Below are 21,784 nucleotides of genomic sequence, written 5' to 3' on the forward strand. Positions count from 1 at the left end.
CCCCGGTCGTCCAGCAGTGGAGGAATCGAGGGTGGTGGCATCCCGGGTGGTGGGGAAAGCCCCTCGATTCCTCCACTGCTGGACGACCGGGGCTTCCGTGACCGTCGCATCCGGCGGGACGCTGTTATAAAGCGCCCCCCATGCTTGAGACCGTCACCAAGGGCTTCCGGGCCGCCAAGAACCGCCTCGCCGGCAAGAGCGAACTCACCCCCGAGCTGGTGGACGAGTCGCTGCGAGACATCCGCGTCTCCCTGCTGGAGGCCGACGTCGCCTTCGACGTGGTGAAGAAGTTCGTCGCCCGCGTCCGCGAGAAGGCGGTGGGCGAGGTGGTGCAGACAGCCGTCACGGACGCGGGGGGCCAGAAGCGCAAGGTCAGCGCGATGGACCACTTCATCAAGATCTGCCACGACGAGCTGGAGGCCCTGATGGGCCCGGTGGACACGAGCCTCCACCTGAAGCCCAAGGGCCAGCTGTCCGGCATCATGATGGTGGGCCTCCAGGGCTCCGGTAAGACGACGACCACGGGCAAGCTCGCCAGCCGGCTCCTCGCGGAGGGGCGCAAGCCGTTGCTGGTCGCGGCGGACATCTACCGCCCGGCCGCCGTGGATCAGCTCAAGGTCCTGGGCGAGCGCCTGAAGGTCCCCGTCTACCACGAGCCCGGCGTGCAGCCGCCCGAGCTGGCGAAGCGGGGCTACGCGGCCGCGCGCGAGCAGAAGTGCGACGTGGTGCTCATCGACACGGCGGGCCGGCTCGCCATCGACGAGACGCTGATGACGGAGCTGGAGTCCATCAAGTCCAACGTGCAGCCGGACACCATCCTGCTGGTGTGCGACGCGATGATCGGCCAGGACTCGGTGCGCACGGCGGCCGAGTTCGACCGGCGCCTGACGCTGGACGGCTTCATCCTGACGAAGCTGGACGGTGACGCGCGCGGCGGCGCGGCGCTGTCCATCAAGGAAGTGACAGGCAAGCCCATCAAGTTCCTCGGCATGGGCGAGTCGATGGACAAGCTGGAGGAGTTCCGTCCGGAGGGCCTCGCGGGCCGCATCCTGGGCTTCGGCGACATCGTCGGCCTGATGAAGGACTTCGAGAAGGTCGTCGACGAGAAGAAGGCCGAGGACGACGCGCGCAAGCTGCTCTCCGGCCAGTTCTCGATGAAGGACTTCGTCGAGCAGATCCGCATGGTCCGCAAGATGGGCCCGCTGAAGGACCTGCTGGAGAAGTTCCCCCTCTTCGGCGACCTCACCGAGCACCTGAACCCGGACGAGAAGGAGCTCACGAAGATCGAGGCGATGTACGACTCGATGACGCAGAAGGAGCGCCTGCGTCCGGACCTCATCAACGGCAGCCGCATCAACCGCATCTCCAAGGGCAGTGGCCGCAAGCCGGAGGAGGTGCGCGAGCTCCTGCAGAAGTTCGGGATGATGCAGCAGGTGATGGGCACCATCGGCCAGAACCCAGGCCTCCTGGGCCGCATCCCCGGCTTCAAGCAGCTGGGGCAGCTGGGCCAGATGAAGAACATGGACCTGGGCAGCATGTTCGGGAAGGACCCGAAGGCACTGGAGAAGGCCATGTCCGCGATGGGCGGAGGCATGGGGGGCATGCCCATGCAGCTGCCGCAGATCGCCCCGGGCTACACGCCGCCCATGGGTCAGGCCGCGATGGCCAAGGCCCGCCTGATGGGCTACGCGCCCCCGGCCGTGAGCAAGCCGGACGACCGCGACGCCATCAAGGAGCGGCGCAAGAAGGAGAAGGAGAACAAGAAGAAGAACCGCAAGAAGAAGTAGCTCGCGGCCTTCTGGAGTCCCTCACCTGCCCGCGCGTCCCCACCCGAAGTCCGGGGGGCGGCGGGCAGGCGTGTTTCCGGGTCCGGACGCCTGTCCTGCTCCGCGGACGGGCATGGCAGTGTTCTCGCTCGGGACCGACCGGTCCCGACCTTGCAGAACGCGCCCCCATGCCCAACCTGAAACACCTGTTGCTGTTGAGTTGCATCGGCCTGAGCCCCGCATGCATCGACGTTCCCCCGCTGGATGACCCGCCCAAGGAGGACCCACGGACGGACCCCGACGCGGACTTCACCTTCACGGCGACTCCTGCCCAGGAGCAGGTCCTCCCGGGAGGAACCCTGGACTGCGACGTCCGGCTCGCCTGGACCGAATCCACGGGAGGCGCGGTCACCTGGAGCCTCGTGTCCCCGCCTGCGGGCGTCGAGCTTCAGCCGTTCACCCTGCCCAAGGGAGAGACGCGAGCGACCCTGAGCATTCGCGTGGGAGCGGGCACGGCGCCCGGGGCCTACACGCTGACGCTCCAGGGCAAGAGCGGCTCGGTCACGAAGCAGGCCACGCTGACGGTGACGGTCGGAAAGCCCGGTGACCTGGTGGTGAACTGGGTCGTGCCCACGCCCGGCAAGGCGTACACGCGAGGCCCCCTGCTCCTGCAGTTCACGGTGGAAGGAGGCGCGGCGGAGCAGGTGGAGATCCTGAAGGACGCCACGGTGCTCGTGAAGCCCACGGGGAGCCCCTATTCGTTCACCTGGGACACCACCTCGGAGGCGGAGGGCACATACCAACTGTCCATCCGCGCGACCCGCGGAGGAGCAGTCTTCACCAGTGCACCAAGGACGGTCATCGTGGACCGGACGGCGCCCACGGTGGCGTCCTTCCTTCCGGCCAAGGACTCGGCGACCATGGGCGTCCACGACTCCGTCCGGGTCACCTTCAGTGAGCCCATGAATCCGCTCTCGGTGACGGAGGAGGCGGTCGGGCTCAAGACGGGAGCGGGAGTAGCCATTTCCAAGTCCTCAGCATTGTCTGCCGATGGGAAGGCGCTGACGCTGACGCCAGCGACCTCCCTGGCAGCGCCCAGCACAGTACAGGTCGAGTTCGCTGCTGCAGCCAATGTCATCACAGACTTGGCTGGAAACAGCTTGGTGAGTGCCCCCGCTTGGTCCTTCACAGTGCCAACGTGGCTGCCATTGGGTGGTGCCCTTAGCGCGGTGAGCGGGGCGACGTCCGCCAAGGAAGTCGTTCTGAAGCTTGACCTTGAAAATCAGCCCGTCATTGCCTGGACGGAAAGTGATGGCGTCGCCCGCAACGTCTATGTGGCTCGCTGGACAGGAGCCGAATGGACCCTCCTGGGGGGCGCACTGAATGGATTGGGTGCGGCAGGAACCGACGCTGGTCACCCTACGCTGATCATCAACAAGTCGAACCGCCCCGTTGTCGCATGGCATGAAGCCTCGGGGGATGGTAAAGTCAACAGCATTTTCTCCAGGGCATGGAATGGCACCACATGGGAGGCGCTGCCTTCTATCGTCCTCCCCTATTATGCCGGCTCGGATTCCCTCCGTTTGCCGACCCTGCTCCTTGAGGAAACAGGGACGCTAAGCCTGTATGCCAATTACAGCAATGAGGGCGAAGGCTTGGTCAGGCACTATCGACTCACGGGGGGAGCTTCCTCCTGGTCGCTTTCGACATTGCCGATCCCCAGCGGATACACCCGAACGTACGCTCCCACCGCCTTGATTTCAGGAACTCAAACCTTCACAGCTTACAGCATTTTCAACTACAGCGGCGAAGGTGATGGCACTCGAGAAATCGCCGTCGTTGAGAATGACGGGTTGCCCCTAGGCGGTCGGCTCCTGGGGTCGTTGGCATGGACACCGACGCTATCCATCGATGGCAACGGACGCCCCTGGGTTGCCTGGGTCGAATCACCTTCCGATCAGCCGACGTCCGATGGACAGGTCTATTGGGCGCGCTGGGAAGGCAACGCATGGACTACTCCGTCACTCGTCAGCACTTCCACGACAGGCAACATCACGCCCGTCATGAGCATGGCAAAAGGAGTCCCCCATACGCTTGCATGGAGCGGGATCGTCGCATCGGAAAGAGTCATCTTCATCAACCGATGGATTTCCAATCAATGGCAGCCCGTCAACGCGCCGCTCACTGCCTTGACCGGAACAAGCACTCCCGCCACATCTCCATCACTGGCATTGAGCCCAGCGGGCACCCCGTTCATTTCCTTTGTCGAAGAGGATTCGTCGTCAGCAAACGTATACACGTTCAGGCTCAACGACTGACGCCCACCATGAACACTCGCGCTTCTCGAAGCGCGAGTGGCACGGGATGCCGAAACCATTCATCCCCGTGAAGTTGCTCACCCTTGACGCTTGGGAACAACGAGCCCTCGACTCAAGCGGTTGAGGACACGGCGCTTCTGCCTTCGCTTGTAGCTCTCATGAGCGTTGTCACCGAGTTCATTACGGCGAGCTGTTTCTTCGTCCGCGATCTGGAACTCAACGAGCGCGAAGGTGACCCGTCCCTTCCGGGGGCGGGTATCACTCTCAGGCGGAGGAAGGTAGGGATCCATCCGGAGTGGAAGGTCCACGACGAAGTTGAGGACCCGGTAGGAATCCCCAGAGAAGGCGTTCCCCATTCGGTCCTCGCGGTCCTCGAAGTCCCGGTCCAGGTGGAGCTGGGGGATGAACTGCTCGAAGTGAGGGTTCTCCTCCAACAGCCCCTTGAACGGCAGCAGCGTGTTCTCCGTCTGCCCCGGGACGACGAAGTTGAAGGGAAACAGGCGCTGCGTCAGGAAGTAGAGGACCGGCAACAGGTCCTCCCGCTTGCGGGTGATGACGCGAAACCGAGTACGGTCATAGACCTGCGCCGCCACGGTCTCCTTCTTCGCGATCAGCTTCGTGACCAGGGAGTCCCGCGTCTTGATGGAGTGGGCGAACTCCACGATGGGCAAGCCCATCTCCTTCATCTCACGAGCAACGCCCAGCACCTTCTCCGTGACCATCTCCGCCAGTTCGGCCTCGGAGGCGGCCAGCCGGAAGAGAAGGTCACGCCCTTCGATGTGCTGGATGACGTGCATCACCTTCAGAACGATGCAGGCGATCCGCCGGTAGCGAGCAAGACCCTTCGCCCCCGAGGCAAAGAGGAAGAGGTCATGGAGTTCTTCCGGCCGGGCCACCGCGTCCGCGACCCGGTAGTCGAAGGTCTTGCGCAGGTACTCGACGGCATCGGCGAGCACCGTCCGGCCCCAGGCATCATCATAGGGCCGCGACACGTCCAACTGGCAGAGGCGCAGGAACCGGTCCACCTCGTCCCGAGTCTGGAAGTGCATGCGCCGCCAGTCGATAACCGAGCCACCTCTCAGGATGAGCCGGATGCGCTCAAGTTCACGCAAGCCCATCTGCGGCACCGTGCAGACAGGGACAGCGGAAAGGACTGGAACGAGAGAGGGGGCCTTCACAGCGTTGTTCCTATCTGGCTGGAGCCCCAAGGGAAAGCCCCGCAATGCGAAGGGCCCCGGCCTGGAAAGCAGGCTGGGGCCCTCCTGACCACGTCCGCCTGGCTACTTGGCGGCGACTTCCTTGCCCTTCTCGAAGCGGCTCTCACGGACGACCTTGCCGTCCTCGCTCATTTCCTGCACCACGCCGTCCTTCAGGCCATTCTGGTACTGCTCGATGAAGTGGGGCTTGCCGCTGGCGAAGTAGAGCGTCCGAGTGCCGTGGTAGTTGTTCTCGCGGAACTCCGTCTTGCCGTATTGGTTACCGGCTTCATCGTAGAAGTACCAGGTGCCGGTCTTGAAGCCATTCGAGTACTGCCCCACTGCCGCCTTCTTTCCATTGGCGTGGAACGAACGGTAGGGGCCGTTCGCCACGAAGCTTCCCCCGGCCAGCTCCTGCTTGCGGCAGAACAGCCCCTCTTCCTTGGAACCGGACTGCTTGGTGCCCTCGGGACACACCAACTGAGTCGTGGCGTCTCCCGCGAAGGAGATAGGGGATGCGAGAGCCAGGCCCAGAGTGAAAATCCGCATCAGCTTCTTGGACTGCATGGAGTCTCCTTTTGAAGTCGCCGGAACGCCCGTGCGCGCACCTGAAAAGACTGGGAAGGACTGACTGAAATTCATGGACCCTTCCTGCCGTTTGACGGCTTCACCAAAGCTTCAAGTTCCGTGGCAGAGAAACAACACAAAGAGCCCCGCCCGATGATTCCTGGGCGGGGCTCCAATAGGCTCGGTGGCTCGGAACTCCTGAGCATCAGGAGTCCTCGATCCGGTCCTTAGTAGTTCGCCTGGTGGCAGGCGAAGTTGCCGCCCGTGAAGTAGTAGCCAAGCGAAGTCGTGGTCGACGACGGCAGCACGCAGAGGTTGGCAACAATGTCCGCGCGCTTACCGGAGACCGTGTAGTTGCCAGCAGAAGTGCTGATCGAAGGCGCCTGCTCGTTTCCAGCGACGAGGACGTAGAAGAAGCCGTTAAGCTCAGCGGACGTAGCCGGCCATGCCGTGTCCGAATACGCCGAGATGGTGATCTTCACGCGCTTGGTGCTGGCTCCGGCGCTCGCGCAGAAGGCGCTGTTCGGCTCCGCGCTCGTCGTCGCCACCTTGAAAATGATCGGACCCGTAGTCCCCAGCGACGACTTCTTGGGGAAGGCCGTGTAATTGTCGCAGGTCGGGGTCGGGGGCGCCGAGCAGGTTCCGCTGTAGCAAGCCGAGCCGTACGCGCAAGCCGCCTGGCCCTCACCGGTGCAGGTCGTCGCGGCCGGGCTGCACACGCCCGTGGCGGTGTTGCAGGTGTTGCCGGAGCCGCAGTCAGCGTCCTTGGTGCAGGCCGCGGGGGTGGAGCCGGGCTCCTCGCAGCGCTTGGACACGGTGCCGCAGACCAGGTCCGTGGAGTCGCCATCGTTGCACAGCTGGTTCGTCTTGCACTGGCAGACCTTCTCCGTCTTGGACGAACCGGCCAGCACGGCGCATTCCTTCTCGCTGTCCGGGCAGTCAGCGGCGCTCTCGCAGGTCTCCATGCACACGCTGGCGGCCGTGTTGCAGAAACCGGAGGAGCAGTCGGTGTCCGACGTACAGGAATCAATCGTCGTCGCGTCATCGCCACAGGCCGTCAGGGCCAGGCTCATCGAGCTCAAAGCGGCGAGCATCACCATCATCTTGCGCAGCTGCATTCGGAACATCCTCCTGGATGGGTTACGTCGCCCGGTGTCTCCGGCCACCTGACTCCAGACACCGGGTTTGAAGTCGAGCGGCTTTAGTCCTCTCGCTCCAGACGTGTCAACGAGTGTCGACCGACCTTTCCACGGCTCCCACCCGAGGAAATTCACTGTTCACGAAAGCGCACAATCCTGACGCACGTCACAGCGACATCGCCGTCATACATGACGGCGATGTCGCTGCTGGATTTCAGAACGTGAACGGGAAGTCGATGGGCTCGCCCTGCTTCTGGTGCTTCGGGAACGACCAGCTCTTGATAAGGCCCGTGATGCACGTGGCCATGTGGCTCGAGCGGAACTCGTCCGTGCGGCACGACACCCCGGTCGTCTTGCCGCTCGTCTGGACCGTCCAGCGCATCACCAGCTTGCCGCTGAGCGACGGGTCCTTCTGCTTCTGCTCGTTCACGCACTTCACGATGGCCGGCTTGTTGTTCAGCACCACCTGCATGATGTCCGACTGCTGCAGGCGATCCAGCGTGCCGCCTCCCGGCTCGGGCGGGATGTACGCCGTCGCCGTCGGCTTGCTCGCGGGCTTCGCGGCCGTCGTCTTCTTCGTGCCGAACAGCTCGTCGAAGTCGTCATCCCCGCCACCGGAGCTCGATGACGAAGACGACGACGCAGCGGAAGGCTTCGACACGGTGATCGCGTCGCCCTCGTCCTCATCCCGCGAGGAGCCTCGGCTGCCGCTGGAGCCCGACTTGCGATGGTTGCGCGAATCCACGCGCGCCACCGCCGTCCCCATGTTGGGCGTCGTGGAGGCAGGCTTCACCTCCGCCGTGGGCGGAGGAGGCGTCGGCGTGGCGGCCGGAGCCGCCGCCACGGCGGGCGCGGCCGGAGTGCCAGCGGCGGAAGGCGTCCCCGCGGCAGCGGTCGCCGCCGTGCCTTCCGCAGGCGTTCCGGCAGGAGGGGTCGGCGTCGCCGCGGGCTGCACCGCCGCCGGAGGAGGCGTCTGCACCGCAGCGGGAGGCGGCGGCATGGGCGGCATCTCCGCCTTGGGAGTCGGCGCGGCCGCGACCTGGACCGGCTGCTCCGCGGGACGCTCGGACGAATTGCCGCGCGCGACGAAGACGACCGCTGCACCCGCCATCACCAGCACACCCGCCGTCACCGCGACCATCATCCCCGTGCGGCCCTTGCCGCCCGCCGGTGCCGCCGCGGGCGGCGGATAGGCCGCCGGATACCCCGGAGGCGGGTAGCCTTGCGGCTGCTGCCCGTACGGCATCTGGGGCTGCTGCGGCGCATAGGCCGCGGGCTGCTGCGGCGCGTACTGCTGCTGCACCGGCGGCTGCGGCGCATAGCCCTGCGGCTGCGGCGGCGCGTAGGCCTGGGGCGCGGCGGCCATCATGGCGCCGGGCATCGCCGGGGAGGACACCGGCTCCGGCGGCGGCATGGGCACGTCCAGGAGGCGCGACTGTGACAACGGCTCGCGCTCCAGCGACGGCGCCGGACGCGGCGGCGGCTTGCTGAGGGCGTCGTTCTCCTCCTTCACCAGCGAAGCCAGCACGCTCGCGGCCGAGGGCTTCCAGCCCACCGGCTCCTCGGCCACGGCCGAGTTGCCACCCGAGCCAGGACGGGAGGCGCCCGCGCTGAAGGCGGACTCCACCGGACCGGCGGGAAGCGTGGGCGACGACGTGGACACTGGCGCGGGCGCGACGATGACCGGCTTGGCCGGGCGCGGCGCCAGCACCGACGCCAGCTCCGCCGTCTCCGACAGGGGAATCCAGTCGCTGAAGCCCGAGCGCCAGCAGAGGTTGTCCGGGCCCACCTCGCCACGGTCCCAGGCGTCCTTCACCTTCTCCACCGTCCAGGGGCCCACCTGCTTCTCGTCGATGGCGACGTACCACTCGTGCGACGCGGCGGCGGCCTTCTCCTCCGCGGTCGGCTCGGCGGATTCGGCCTCGGCGAGCTTGCGCACGGCCTCCGCCTTCGCGGCCTTGGCCTCCGCTTCCGCTTCCGCGGCCTTGAGCTTCTGCGAGCCCGTGCTCAGGACCTGGTCGAAGACCGCGCCGATCTCATCCTCTTCCACGTCCGTGAAGAGGCCGCCCTCCGGCGGCGTGCCCAGCGAGGCGGGCAGCCCCGTGCCGGACGACTCCACGATGCGGGGCGCGTTCGCATCCGCGCTGCTCTTGGTCTCGGTAGACGCGGAGGCCTCCGCTCCGCCCTCCTTCGCCGCCGATGCACCGGCGGGCCTCACCAGAATGGTGTGACCGCACTTCTTGCAACGAAGCTTGACCCCCTTGGGGCCAATCTTGTCGTCGCTGATCATGTACTGCGCGCGGCAGCTGTCGCAGACGAAACGCATCGTTCCCGTAAGCCTCAGAAATGACGGGCGAAATCCCGTCCGAATCGTAGAAGTGGCCACCGGCGGAGATCAAGGACACCTGCCTTGAACGCCCGCCTGCTTTCAACGCATGAACCCTCGTTGCGGTCTGAGGGCCTTACTTTCGCACCTGGACCTCGACGTGTGTGCCAACGGCCACACGCAGCTCGTGCAGGTCCTCGGAGGTCGCGAACACCAGCAACTCCCGCAGCTTGGTGCGCGGGGCGACGCGGAAGGAGGACCCCGTCTCGCCCTGCACCATACGGCGCACGGGCTCCAGCTCGCCCGCGGCGAAGAGGCCCGCGCGCGACGCGGTGAGTTCCGCGCCCTCCAGCCACGTGCGCACATCCTGCGGCGTCGCCGTGGGCAGGTAGGCCCTCGCCACCTTCGCCAGGGCGGCCCGGTCCGGCTCGCTCAGGCTCTTCTGGAGCAGCTGCCGCTCCACGTCCACCAGCCGCGGATCCACCGTGTAGCGCACGTTGCCCACCACCAGGCTGAGCGCCGCCTGCACCACGGCCTCCAGCCGCTCGGGCGCGACGCGCTGGCTGAACGCCAGCTCCGGACGGGCCAGGGCCAGGGTACGACCCAGGAGGTAGTACACCTCCTTCTGCCCCTGCTCCGCGAAGTACTTGCCGCCCACACGCACACACGCGGGATGCGTCTGGAGCAGATCCACGTTCACGAGCGGCTCGGGGGCCGGTTCGTTGGAGCGCTTCGCCAGCCGCTCACGCGTGGCCACGAGGAAGGGCGAGTACAGCTCCACCGCCTCCATGCCGAAGAGCCGCGCGACGTAGCGGTAGTGGTTGACGTGGTACTCCTGCGCCGCCGCCACGTCGATGCGGTGGCGCTTCGGCACCAGCTGGTACTGCGGGAAGGGCACCGAGTACAGGTGTCCCGCCTTCTCGAAGAGCAGGCCCAGCAGCTCCGACAGCGGCCCGCGCACCTTCGGGTGGAAGAGCGCGGTCTGCCACAGCCGGTCCGTCAGCGGACGCTGCGCCAGTTCCTTCTTCTTCGCGTAGGGCCCCAGCTTGGTGAGGATCTCCTGCTCGTCCTCGCCCGCCTCACCCAAGAGGCCCGACACCGCCTGCGCGGCGAGCCACGCGGCGTCGTAGTCCTTGCGCACCGCGGACAGCCGCACCAGGTTGCCCACCACCTTGCGCGGGTTCTCCGTGTTCGGCAGCGCGCGGCGCAGCGCCACGATGGCCTCTTCCTCGCGGCCCGGCATCTGGCCCGCGACCTCCGCGAACATCTCCTGGATGGAGGCGTCGTCCGGCAGGCCCTTCGCCGCGACGCCGTAGGCGGCCACCGCGCCTTCCGGATGCTTGAGCACCTGGAGGTACAGGTCGCCCAGCGCGCGCCACAGCGTCATGCGCGCGGGGTGCGTGTCCGGCGTCTTGGGCAGACGCGCGAGCATGCGGGTGTAGTTCTCCTCCAGCACCTTCCACTGACGCGCGCCGCCGAGCATCGCCTCCAGCGCGCTGAAGGCCTCCACGAAGCGGTGGTCCAGGTCGAGCGCGGCGTTGAAGGCCTGCGTCGCGCCCTCCACGTCCTTCAGCTCGTCCCGGCGGATCTCCCCGAGAGCGAACCACACGCGCTTGGCCTTGTGCGGCTCCAGGGCGAGCGCGGGCAGCGCCAGCATGCGGCCCAGCACGTCCGCGGCCTTCTGGCCCTGACGCGTCTCGCGCAGCAGCCGGTAGAGCGCGTCCATCACCTCCGGCGCGTCCGGCTGCGTCTTGAGGGCGCCGGTGAACGCGTCGATGGCCATGTACGGGTCGTGCAGTTCGTCGCGCGCGATGCGGCCCAGCTCCAGGTAGACCTTGACCTTGGCCTCGCCCTCCAGGCTGTTGACGAGTTCCTGGCGCAGCTCCGCGGACTTGTCGTAGTTGCCCGCCTTGTCCATCAGCGTCACCAGCGCGCGCAGCGTCTGCTCGTGCTGCGGGTCGATGGCGAGCGCCTTCTCGAAGTGGTTCTGTGCGCGGTCCGTCTGGCCGAGCGCGGCGTGCACGTCACCCAGCTGCCAGTAGACCTCCACGACCTCCAGGTCCGTCAGCTCCTCGCGGTGGTGGATGAGGATGGTCTGGAAGACCTTGAGCGCGTCCTCGTACCGCTTCGCCTGCACCAGCAGGTTGCCGTAGCCCTCGAGCGAGGGCAGGTACGTGGCGTCCAGGCCATAGGCCTTCTCGTACGAGGACAGGGCCTTGTCGCGGCGGCCCAGCTTCTCCGCCACGTAGCCCAGCCGGTAGAGCTGGCGGCAGAGGTCCTGCGCGATGGCGGGGTCCTTCTCCGCCATGGCCTTCTCCGCCATCTTGCGCGTGACGATGTCCAGCATCCGCTCCGCGGACGACCAGTCCTCTCTCGCGATGTAGACGTCCGCCAGCGGGCGCGCCGCCTCCAGGCTGTCCGGGATGTGCTTGAGCGTCTCCTCCCAATAGGGCGTGGCCGTGTCACGGTCCTCGCGCGTCTCCGCGTGGTAGCGCGCGACGTCCAACAGGGCCTTGCCCTTGGCGGCTGGATCATCCGTCTGCTGCGCCTCCTGCAGCAGCGTCTGCTCGTAGCCGCTCCAGTCCTGCTCCTGCTCCTGGATGCCCTTGAGGGCGCGGATGGTGGGCAGGTGGCCCGGGTCGATGGCGAGCGCCTGCTGGTACGCGTTCCGCGCGCTCGCCATGTCCGAGAGCATGTCCTCGTTGATCTTCCCCAGGCGATGCCACAGCTCCACCGCCGCCGGGTCGCTGCCCACGACCTGCGCTTCCTTCTGGAGCATCTCCAGCGCGAAGGGCCAGTTGCCGCTGCGCTCGTAGAGGTTGCCCAGGGCGTGCAGCGCCTGACGGGACTCGGGGTCCGTGGCGAGCGCCGCGTGGTAGCTGTTCACCGCGCGGTCCACGGCCTTGAGGTTCTGGTACTGGACGTTGCCCATCTCCACGTACAGCTCCGCCTGCTCCTGCGGGCTGGTGGCGAGCGCGAGCTGCCGCTCGTACGCGAGGAGGAGGTCCTCCCACCGGGACTGCGCGCGGCGCAGCCGGATGAGCGACTTGATGGCCGACACGTTCTGCGGGTCGATGGAGAGCACGCCCTCCACGCACGCGTCGGCGTTGGCCGGGTTCTGGTACGTGTCCTCCCAGATGGTCGCGCTGCGGAAGAGGACGCGGACCTTCTCGCGGTAGTCCTGCGACAGCTCCAGCATCCGCTCGTAGATGGCGAGCAGGTCCGCCGGCTGATCCAACCGCGTGTGCAGCCGCTCCAGCGCCTCCAGCGCCTCGCGGTTGTAGGGGTCGAACTCCAGCGCCATGCGGAACGCGGAGACCGCGGACTCGTCGTCCTTCAGGTCGCGCTCGTAGACGGTCGCAACCTCCACCTGGATGCGCGCACGCTCCTCGTTGGACGCCGCGAGGTCGCGGGCCCGCAGCAGCGTGGTGGCCACGTCACGGAACGCATTCCCGCGACGGTAGAGCTTCGTGAGGACGCCGAGCGTCTCCAGGTCCGGCTCCAGCTCCAGCGCGCGCAACAGGGCGCTGGCCGCCTCCGTGGGGTCGTCCAGCGTCTCGTCCCAGACGCGGGCGATCTCCTTGAGGATGCCCTTGCGCGCCTCGATGGAGCCCGCCGCCTCCAGCTTCTGCTCCAGCGCGACGACGTACTCGCGGTCGCGGCCACGCCGCTGGAACACCGCCGCCAGCCCGTCCAGCGCGGTGGCATTGGTGGGGTCGAACTCCAGGATCTTCCGGAACGCGGCCTCCGCCGCCTGCGGATCATCCAGCCGCGAGTCGTGGATGCGCGCGAGCGTGGCGTAGATGCGCTCCGCGAGCGGGCCACGGGGCAGTTCGTCCGCGACCTCCTCGTAGACCGCCGCCAGCTCCTCGTGGCTGCCCGTCTCGTCCGCGAGGCGCTCCACCTCTTCGCGCAGCGCATCCTCGGCCGCGTCCAGTTGCAGCGCGCGGCAGAGCGCCAGGAAGGCCACGTCCTTCTGGCCCAGGCGCTCCTCCTGCACCCGGGCGATCTCCCGCAGCGCCGCCATCTTCTCCTCGTCCGTGACGAGGTGGGGCATGTAGCGGTCCATCACCGTGGCGTACGCGCGCCAGTCGTTGTTCGCGCGGTACAGCGTGCACACGCGCTCGTAGGCGGTGCGGTTGGCGGGGTCGAGCTCCAGCACCTTCTCCAGCGCGCCGGCGGACAGCTCCGGCTTTCCGCCCTGCCCTTCCCACAGGTCCGCGACCGTGAAGTACGCGGCGATGGCCGGGTCGCGCTCTTCGGCCACCAGGTGCACCTGGACCTTGAGCTCCAGGGCGCGCACCGCGTCGTTCCACGCGCGCAGCGACACGGACAGCGCGTACACGCGCTCCAGGTCGGAGACAGAGTGCGGCTCCACCTCCAGCGCGCGGCGGGCCGCGTCCAGCGACTCCTCGCGCCGGCCCATGCCCGCGAGCACCTCCGCCATCCGCAGGCGGAGCGCCTTCACGCCGTCGCTGCTGTCCTGCAGCGGGATGAGGCGGCGCAGGATACCCACCAGCTCCTCTCGCTGGCCCGTCTCGTCGTACAGCTCGCGCAGCGTGTCCAGCACGCCACGGTGACGCGCGTCGCGGTCCAGCGCCGCCTTGAAGTACGGCACCGCCGCTTCCGGCTGCTTGAGCAGGCGGTACACCACGCGGCCCAGGCGCTCGTTGAGGCGCACCACCTCACGCGGATCCAGCGTGATGGCCAGGCGGCCCTCGAGCATCTCGCGCAGCTCCTGCGGACGGCCCGCGCGCTCGTACAGCGACTCCAGCGCGTTGAAGACCTGCTCGTTGCGCGGGTTCTTCGCCAGCAGCTCGCAGTACAGGTCGATGGAGCGGCCCAGGTCCGAAAGCCCCTCGGCCGACACCTGCGCCATCTTGCCCAGGACGCGGTCCCGCTCGCTGCCGGAGACCTTGTCCGCCTGGAGCTTCAGGATGGCGTAGAGCTTCTCGGACGCGCCCGCGCCCTCGTAGATGCCCTCCAACAGCCGCGCCGAGGCGAGGTGCGACGGATCCAACGCGAGGATGGCCTCATAGGCCCCCGCGGCGCGGTCCGGGCTGTCCATCCGCTCCTGGTAGAGCTGCCCCAGGCGGAAGAGGAAGCCAATCTTGTCCGCCGGCTGGGTCGCGCCGGTGGCCAGCGCCTCCAGCACACCGGCCAGCTCCGGCCACGCCTCCAGGTGCAGGTAGAGCCGGTCCAAGGCGACGAGCGAGCTCTGCTGCACCGACGCGTGCAGCGTGCGCGCACGCTCGAAGTAGGACACCGCGCGGTCCGGGTCGCGCAGGCGCGTCTCCAGCACCTGGCCCAGCTTGAGGCACACCTGGGCCGCGTCGGCGGCCTCGGCGATGCGCGGCAGGGCCTCCTCGTAGAGCACCACGAGCTCGTCGTAGCTGCCCGCGACGTCGGTGGCGTTCTCCAGGCGGCGGCGGACCTCGCTGTCGTTCGGGTCTTCCTTGAAGCCGCGGTAGAGCGCGAGGAAGGCCAGCTCGCTTTCGCCCTGCGTCTCGCGCAGCGTGGCCAGCTCACCGAGCAGCTGCTTGCGCTCGATGGCGTCCGGCGACACGCCCACGCGCGTCTCAATCAGCTGCGCCAGCCGCATGACGTCACCGCTCGCGCGGAAGGCGCGCAGCAGCGTCTCCACCGCGAGCAGGTTCTGCGGCTCGCGCGCCACGATGGCTTCCATGCGGCCCACCGCGCCCGGGTGGTTGGGCTGCATGGACAGCACCTCGCCGAACAGCGACAGCGCGCCCGCCTTGTCGAGCAGCTTGGACTCGCGCACCGTCCCCAGGCGGAACTTCAGCTCCAGGCCCTCCTCCGGCGGCATCAGCGCGATGCGCCGCGCGAGGACGTCCGCGAGCTCCGGCCAGCGCTCCTGCTTCTGGCAGAGGCTGTCCATGCGCGCGAGCGCGACCGCGTCATCCGGCTGCAGCTCCAGGAGCCGCCGGAACGTGGCCAGCGCGCCCAGCGGATCCTTGAGCTGCTCCTCCTGCAACGCGCCAATCTGGTGGAGCACCGCCGCGCGGCGCGCCGGCTCCTCCGACAGCGCGAGCTGACGGCGCAGCACCTCCAGCAGCTCCGAGGGACGGCCCGTCGAGGCCACCAGCCGCGCGGTACCGTCCAATGCCTCGGTGTCCGTGGGCTTGAGCTCCAGCACGCGCTTCCACGACTGGAGCGCTTCCGTCGGCTCACCCAGGTCCACCTGCATCCGGGCGAGCGCGCGGTACAGCTCCGCGCGGGCCGCGTCGCTGGCCTTGGGGGCCACCTCGGTCAGCACCGCGCACAGCTCCTCGGGCGCCTCCGCCTTGTCCACCAGCTGGATGCACAGCTCCAGCGAGCGCGGATCCTCCGGCAGCTCGCGCAGCGCACGCGTGGCGGAGAGGAACCCCATCTCCGCGTTCTCCAGCGCGGTGGCGTAGATCTCCGCGATGCGGCGCAGCAGCGCGGCCCGCTCCTGCGGCACGGCCTCCGCGGAGGCGCGCGACTCCAGCATCTCCACCTGCTTCAGGTGGTTGCCCACCGAAGCGAAGATGGGCTCCAGGGCGCTCGCCGCCGCGCCTCGCAGCGGGCTCTCCGAACGCGCCAGCTCCTCCAGCGCGCCCACCGCGCCCGGGTGTCCCGCGCGCCGCGCGAGCACCGCCTGGTACAGCTCCAGCGCGCCGCGCGGATCATCCAGGCGCGACACCTTCAGCCGGCCCAGACGCACGCGCAGGTCGGACGCCTCTTCCTGCGCGTCCCGCGCGTCCGCCATCTGGATTTCGCGCTCGACGTGCTGCGCGAGCTCCGCCCAGCGCTCCATGTCCGCGAGCACGCGGCCCAGGAGCTTCAGCGCGTTGGCGTTCTCCGGCCGGCGCTCCAGCACCTCGCGGTACGTCTGCGCCGCCAGCGACTTGTCCGCCAGCGTCTCCTCGGCCAGGTGCGCCAGCTCGAAGAGCAGGTTGATCTGCGAGGACGGACTCGTCTCCGCCGCCACCTGCCGGCGCATGACGAGCGCCAGCTCCCGGTGCGCGCCCGTGCGGCGGTGCACGCGGGCGATGGCCTCCAGCACCGGCTTGTTCATCGGGTCGCGCCGGCTCACCTGCTCCAGCGCGCGCACCGCCAGGTCGTAGCGCTTCAGGCGGTTGTCGTAGATGGCCGCCAGCCGCCGCCACAGGTCGCCCGCCAGGGGCTCCGCGGGGTCGCGCTCCAGCTGATCCTCGTAGGCCGCCGCCACCTCCTCGAAGGAGCCCGAGTCCGCCGCGAGCCGCTCCAGCTCGTCGCGCACGCCGGCTTCCGCGGGCAGCTCGTTGAACGCGCGCAGGCGCGCGACGAAGGCCAGCGACGTCTGGCCCAGGCCCTCGCGCAGGACGGCGATCTCCTGCAGCCGCTCCAGGCGCTTCTCCGGCGGAACTCCCGGCAGGAGCACCTCCAACACGTCCACCAGCTTCCGCGTGTCGTTGAGGCCGCGGTAGACGGGCTCCAGCAACCGCGCCGCCTCCAGGCGGGGGCCGTCGTGCGCGAGCAGGCGCTCCAGGCCCGCCACCACCTGGCCATCGCCCGGCGACAGCTCCAGCAGCCGGCGGTACACCGGCAGCGCCTCCGTGGGGCCGACTTCCTTCTCCAGCAACTGCGCGCGGCGCAGCAGGTACGCGCGGCGCCCGGGCTCGTCCGGCGCGAGCTCCGCGAGCTGATCCAACACGTCCGCCTGCTCCACGAAGTGGCGCGTCTTCGCGTACAGCTTGTCGAGCGCCAGCAGCCCCTCGGGCACCTTGCGGTTCGCCAGCGCGGAGCGCAGCACCTCGATGGCCTTCGCGTCCTCGCCCGCGCTCGCGTAGGCCTCACCGGCCTTGAGCAGCAGGCCCAGCCGCGCCTCCGGGTCGGTGGAGAGCTGCGCCTGGCGCGCGTAGACCTCCGACAGGCTCTTGGCGTTCTGGCCCTTCTCGTAGAGCTGGGACAGCGCCTCCAGCGCCTGGCGGTCCTGCGGCGCGTCCGCCAGCAGGTTCTTCCAGAGGCGCGTGGCCTCCTCGGGCTGATCCAGGCTCTCACGCAGCTCCGCCGCGCGGCGCAGCAGGTCCAGCGTCGCCGGGTCTCCCGCGGTGAGCTCCACCGCGGTGCTCTCGTAGATCTCCGCCAGCACCTCGTGGCTGCCCGTGTCGCGGGCCAGCCGCTCCAGGTCCGGACGCACGCCTTCGCGGTCCAGGTCGTTGGCGAACGCCTTCACCGCCGCCATGAACGCGAGCGACGGCTGCTGCATGTCGCGCTCGAAGATGCGGCGGACCTCCCCGGCGAGGATGATCTTCTCCACCGTGAGCGCGGACTCCATCCGCGTCTCGCGCAGCGCCACGCGGCGGGCATGGTCGCCCACCTGCGCGAGCACCTTGTCCAGCACCTCCAACGCCGCGCCGCTCATGGGCACGGACGCCTTCACCCAGGCCTCCAGCGCGGCCCTCGCGCCCGGGTGGCCGGGGTCCTCGGTGAGGATGCGCTTGTAGAGGCCCAGCGCCGCGTTGGCGTCGTCCAGCACCGTGCGCAGCAGCTCCGCCAGGCGGAAGGACACCTCACGCCCCTGCGGGCTCTGGCCCTCCTGGTTGCGCCGCAGCGTGAGCGTCCACGCCAGGTCCTTGGGGCGGTTGAGGTCCGTGTAGAGGCGGTCCAGCGCCGTGGCGGCCTCGCGCTGCGCCGGGTCTCGCTCCGCGATGGCGCGCCACGCGGACGCCGCGCTCTCCTTGTCGGTGAGCTTCGCCTCGTGCAGCAGCGCGGCCTCGCGCAGGCACACGAGCTGATCCGCGGGCTCCTGGATGGCCGCCGCCAGCTTCTCCAGCACCTCCGCCAGCGCCGCCCACTCCTCGCCCGCACGGTGCAACCGCTGCAACGCCCGCAGGCTGTCGAGGTTGCCCGGCTCCAGCTCCAACAGCGCGCGCAGCGCCTTCACCGCGCCGGGCCGGTCGTCGAGCTTCTTCTCCTGCACCTCCGCCAGCTCGCGCAGCAGCGCCGCGCGCGCGGGGCCCACGTCGCCCTCCTCCGTCAGCTCGGAGAGGATCTCCGCGAAGCTGTCGAGCGCGTCCGCGTCCTCCGCGGCCTGACGCGCGGCGGCCCGGAGACCCGCGTCCGCCGGGGCCAGGCGCATCGCCCTCGCGAGCGACGCGAACGCCAGCTCCGGCTGCCGCAGGTGCGCCAGGTGCACCTGGGCCGCGTGACGCAGCGCCTGCACCCGCCCGGCGTCGTCGCGAGCCACCTCCGAGAGCACGTCCAGCGTCGCCACCAGCTTGCGGTGTTCCTTCGTGCGCTCGTACGCCGGAATCAGCGCGCGCGCCGCCGCCTCGCGCGACGGGCCCGAGGCCAGCATCGCCTCCAGCGCCGAGAGCGCGTCCGGATCCGACGGACGCTGCCGCAGCAGGTCCGCGTAGCTCTGCACCGCCTCCGCGCTGCCGTCCTGCGAGCCCTGCAGCAGCTGCGCGCGGCGCAGCTTCAGCCGCGACACGTGGTCCGCGTCACCGGCCGTCTCCGCCAGGCCGATCATCCGCGCCAGGGTGTCCCCCAGCTCGCGCTGCATGCCGGCCTTCTCGTAGAGCTCCGCGAGGCGCGACAGGTGCCGGCCCTCCTCGCCACCATGCGTGATGGCGGACTGGAGCGCTTCGGCGGCCTGCTGCGGACGGCCCAGCTCCACGTTCAGGTCCACGAGCCGCAGGAGCAGCTCCAACCGCTCCGGCCCGCGCGTGGCGTGGATGCGCTTGCGCAGCAGCGTCTCCGCGTCCGCGGAGCGGCCCGCGCGCCCGTACAGCCGCACGAGGCGCTGGAGCACCTGCGGCGACTCGGGCGAGCGCGACAGCGCGGCCTCCAGCGCGGTGATGGCCTCCGCCGCCATCCCGCCCTCCTCCGCCAGCACCGACGCCTCGGAGAGCAGCTGCACGGCGAGGACGGGGTCCTCGGACTCCGTGGCGAGCGTGCGCAGCACCCGGCCCAGCTCCGCGTGCGCGGACAGGTCGCGCGCCAGGCGCGCCGTCTCCGCGCGTCCCGCCTCGTCCTTCGGCTCCTCGCGCACCATGCGCAGCCGCGTGTCGAACGCCGCGCGGCTGTCCGCGAGCTGCTTCTCGTGGATGCTGGCCAGCACCGTCAGCAACCGCTTGCGCGTGGGCGCGTCCGTCGTGGAGTCCAGCTGCTGCTGGAGCGCCGCCACCTGCCGCTGATGGTCGCCCGTGCGGCCGTAGTGGTTCGCCAGGGCCTCGGTCAGCGCGGCCGTGCGCACGCCTCCGGCCGCCAGCCGCTCCAGGCCGCCCACCACCACACCCGTGGACACGTTCTCCGCCAGCAGCGCGAGGAACAGGTCCGCCGCGTCCTCCTGGCGGTTCAGCCGCTCCGCGTACAGCTTCGCCTGCCGCGCGGTCCACTCGTTGCGCTCCAGCTGCGTCTCGGAGAGCGTCGCCAGCTTCCCCGCCAGCGCCGCCGCCTCCTCGAACTTCGACAGCGCCACGCACAGCGCCTGGAGCCGCTGCACCGCCTGCGTGTCCTCGGGTGCCAGCTGCACCCACTGACGCACGAGCGGCTCCAGCTCCACGGGCGAGGCACCCGCCGCCTCGCGCCGGGCGATGTCCGTCTCCAGCCGCGTCTTCGGATCATCCGCCAGCGCCGCGGCCGCCTGCAGCGACTTCACCGCCTCGCTCGCCACGGTGTCGCCCGGCGCGCGCGCGAGCACCTCGCGCCATGCCGCTTCCGCCCGCACGGGGTCCGCCAGCGGGCCCTGGAGCAGCTGAGCCAGGTGCCGCCACAGCGCCACCGCCACGGCCGGAGGCGTCGCCCCCTGCGCCGCGCGCAAGAGCGCGTGCGCCAGCGCCGGCTGCGCGTTGGCCTTCTCCGCGTGCTCCACCACCGTGTTGAGCAGGAGCGGCCGCCCCGGCTCCAGCTCCAGCGCGCGCGCCAGCACCTCGAAGGCGCCTCGCTCGTTCTCCTGCTCCTCGAACATCAGCGCCAGCGCTTCACAGAACGCCACGCGCTCGGCGCGCGGACGCGGGGCGAGCATGGCCAGCTCCAGGAGCGGCAGCACCTCGTCCAGCTTCTCGTCCTCCGCCAGCAGGCGCGACAGCTGGAAGGCCGCGAGCGCGTTGGTGGGCTCCAGCTTGAGCGCCGCCTCCAGGTGCGCGCGCGCCGCGTCCGCGTCCTGCAACTGCTGCATGCACAGGTCCGCCAGGCGCAGACGCAGGCTGGCCTGCTGCGAGCGGTCCTTCACCGTGCCCAGGTAGCGCTCCAGCGTGGCCACCGCGTCCGCGTAGCGCTCCTGGCCCAGCATCAGCTCCGCCGCCAGGCTTGCCGCGTCCGCGCGCGACGCATCCGCCGCCACGGCCTTCTCGAAGGCGGCCAGCGCTCCGGCCGCGTCGTTCATCCGGCCCAGCTTCACCGTGCCCACGCGCAGCCACAGGTCCACCTGCGCCGTGCGGTCGCGCGCCTCGCCCGCCATCGCCTCCAGCTGCGCGAGCGCCGGTCCGTAATCGCCCGCGCGCCCCGCCATCCGTTCGATGAGCGTGAGCGCTTCCGGCATGCCCGGCCACAGGAGGAAGCAGCGGTCCAACGCCTCCTTCACCTTGCTGGCGGAGCCCGGGTCGTACCAGGCGAACAGCTTCGCCACGAGCAGCGACAGGCGCGCGGCGCTCTTGCGGTCGCGCTCCTCCAGCGACATGCCGCGCAGCATGCGGACCTTGTCGCGCCACACCTGCTCGAAGCGCTGCATCGCGCGGGCGGCCTTGTCCGCGCGCGCGTTCTGCGGATCCAGCTCCCGCGCCACGTCCAGCACCTGCTGCGCCAGCGTGTGCTCGGTGGGGTCGTCCACCAGCCGCTCCGCGAGCGCGGCGTACTCCTCCGCCATGCCCGCGTCGCCCAGCGCGGCGCGCTCGCGCTGCAGCGCCTCGAACGCCGGCTGGAAACGCTCCTCGGACAGGAGCAGCTGGCGCACGCGCCGGAACGTCGCGCGGTCCGGCTTCACCCGCGCCGCGCGCTGCAGGCACAGCACCGCGCGGTCGCGCCGGAAGAGCTTCTGCTCGTAGAGGTCCGCGGCCTTCAGGTAGTGGCCCGCGCTCTCCTCGCCCTGCGTCGCGGCGCCCAGCCGCTCCAGCACGTCCACCAACGACGACGAGTCCTGGCGGATCTCATGCAGTCGCTTGAGACCGCGCAGCGCGGGCATCGGGTCCTTCGCGACCAACAGCGCGCGCTTGAGCAGGTCCTCCGCGCGCGGCGCGTTGCGCTGACGCTCGTGGGCCAGCTCCGCCGCGCGGCACAGGAGGCTCGCCGCCTCCTCCGTGGGAACATCCCGCGAGCGCCCCTCGTACAGGCGGATCAGCTCCTCGACCCGGCCCGTCTTCTCCAGGGCCGCTTCGGTTTCAACGAAGGAGCGGTCATCGGTCACACGCAGCGTGGGACGCGCAGGGGTGGAAGGCTGTTCCATGATGCTCGTTGGCCAAAGGGGGAATGAAACGAGGGCGCCAGCGGCCGGAGTGTACCGGCC

Annotated in this window: 7 protein-coding genes; 2 read left to right on the top strand and 5 right to left on the bottom strand. The window is 69.5% G+C overall.

Annotated elements, in window-relative coordinates; genetic code table 11:
• The first annotated feature begins 140 nt into the window (after positions 1 to 140).
• The gene (ffh, locus tag D7Y21_RS14165) at positions 141 to 1,787 is read left to right on the top strand and encodes a signal recognition particle protein (protein WP_121713758.1); all 1,647 of its coding nucleotides are present in this window, start codon (positions 141 to 143) and stop codon (positions 1,785 to 1,787) included.
• A 167-nt stretch (positions 1,788 to 1,954) separates the two neighbouring features.
• Positions 1,955 to 4,084, top strand: a complete 2,130-nt coding sequence (locus D7Y21_RS14170; RefSeq protein WP_121713760.1) for an Ig-like domain-containing protein — start codon at positions 1,955 to 1,957, stop codon at positions 4,082 to 4,084.
• Between the two features lie 77 nt (positions 4,085 to 4,161).
• Here D7Y21_RS14170 and D7Y21_RS14175 read toward each other — a convergent pair whose 3' ends face one another.
• From D7Y21_RS14175 to D7Y21_RS14195, 5 genes are all read right to left on the bottom strand, one after another.
• On the bottom strand, positions 4,162 to 5,262 hold the full coding sequence (locus D7Y21_RS14175; RefSeq protein WP_199735419.1) for a TIGR04552 family protein: 1,101 nt from the start codon (positions 5,260 to 5,262) through the stop codon (positions 4,162 to 4,164).
• A gap of 102 nt (positions 5,263 to 5,364) precedes the next feature.
• Positions 5,365 to 5,847, bottom strand: a complete 483-nt coding sequence (locus D7Y21_RS14180; RefSeq protein ID WP_121713763.1) for a toxin-antitoxin system YwqK family antitoxin — start codon at positions 5,845 to 5,847, stop codon at positions 5,365 to 5,367.
• A 227-nt stretch (positions 5,848 to 6,074) separates the two neighbouring features.
• Entirely contained in the window at positions 6,075 to 6,974 is a 900-nt protein-coding gene (locus D7Y21_RS14185) for a hypothetical protein (RefSeq protein WP_233612097.1), read from the bottom strand.
• 226 nt (positions 6,975 to 7,200) lie between these two features.
• Entirely contained in the window at positions 7,201 to 9,312 is a 2,112-nt protein-coding gene (gene gltJ / locus D7Y21_RS14190; protein ID WP_121713767.1) for an adventurous gliding motility protein GltJ, read from the bottom strand.
• Between the two features lie 136 nt (positions 9,313 to 9,448).
• Positions 9,449 to 21,724 (bottom strand): tetratricopeptide repeat protein, encoded by a 12,276-nt coding sequence (locus D7Y21_RS14195; protein ID WP_121713769.1) that lies wholly within the window; start codon positions 21,722 to 21,724, stop codon positions 9,449 to 9,451.
• Positions 21,725 to 21,784 lie beyond the last annotated feature (60 nt).

This window comes from Corallococcus sp. AB045, from assembly GCF_003668895.1.
Lineage (GTDB): Bacteria > Myxococcota > Myxococcia > Myxococcales > Myxococcaceae > Corallococcus > Corallococcus coralloides.

Excerpts from the sequence above, each read along its gene's own strand:
- ffh (WP_121713758.1), top strand. The coding sequence starts at position 141 with ATGCTTGAGACCGTCACCAAGGGCTTCCGGGCCGCCAAGAACCGCCTC.
- D7Y21_RS14170 (WP_121713760.1), top strand. The coding sequence starts at position 1,955 with ATGCCCAACCTGAAACACCTGTTGCTGTTGAGTTGCATCGGCCTGAGC.
- D7Y21_RS14180 (WP_121713763.1), bottom strand. The coding sequence starts at position 5,847 with ATGCAGTCCAAGAAGCTGATGCGGATTTTCACTCTGGGCCTGGCTCTC.
- D7Y21_RS14185 (WP_233612097.1), bottom strand. The coding sequence starts at position 6,974 with ATGTTCCGAATGCAGCTGCGCAAGATGATGGTGATGCTCGCCGCTTTG.
- gltJ (WP_121713767.1), bottom strand. The coding sequence starts at position 9,312 with ATGCGTTTCGTCTGCGACAGCTGCCGCGCGCAGTACATGATCAGCGAC.
- D7Y21_RS14195 (WP_121713769.1), bottom strand. The coding sequence starts at position 21,724 with ATGGAACAGCCTTCCACCCCTGCGCGTCCCACGCTGCGTGTGACCGAT.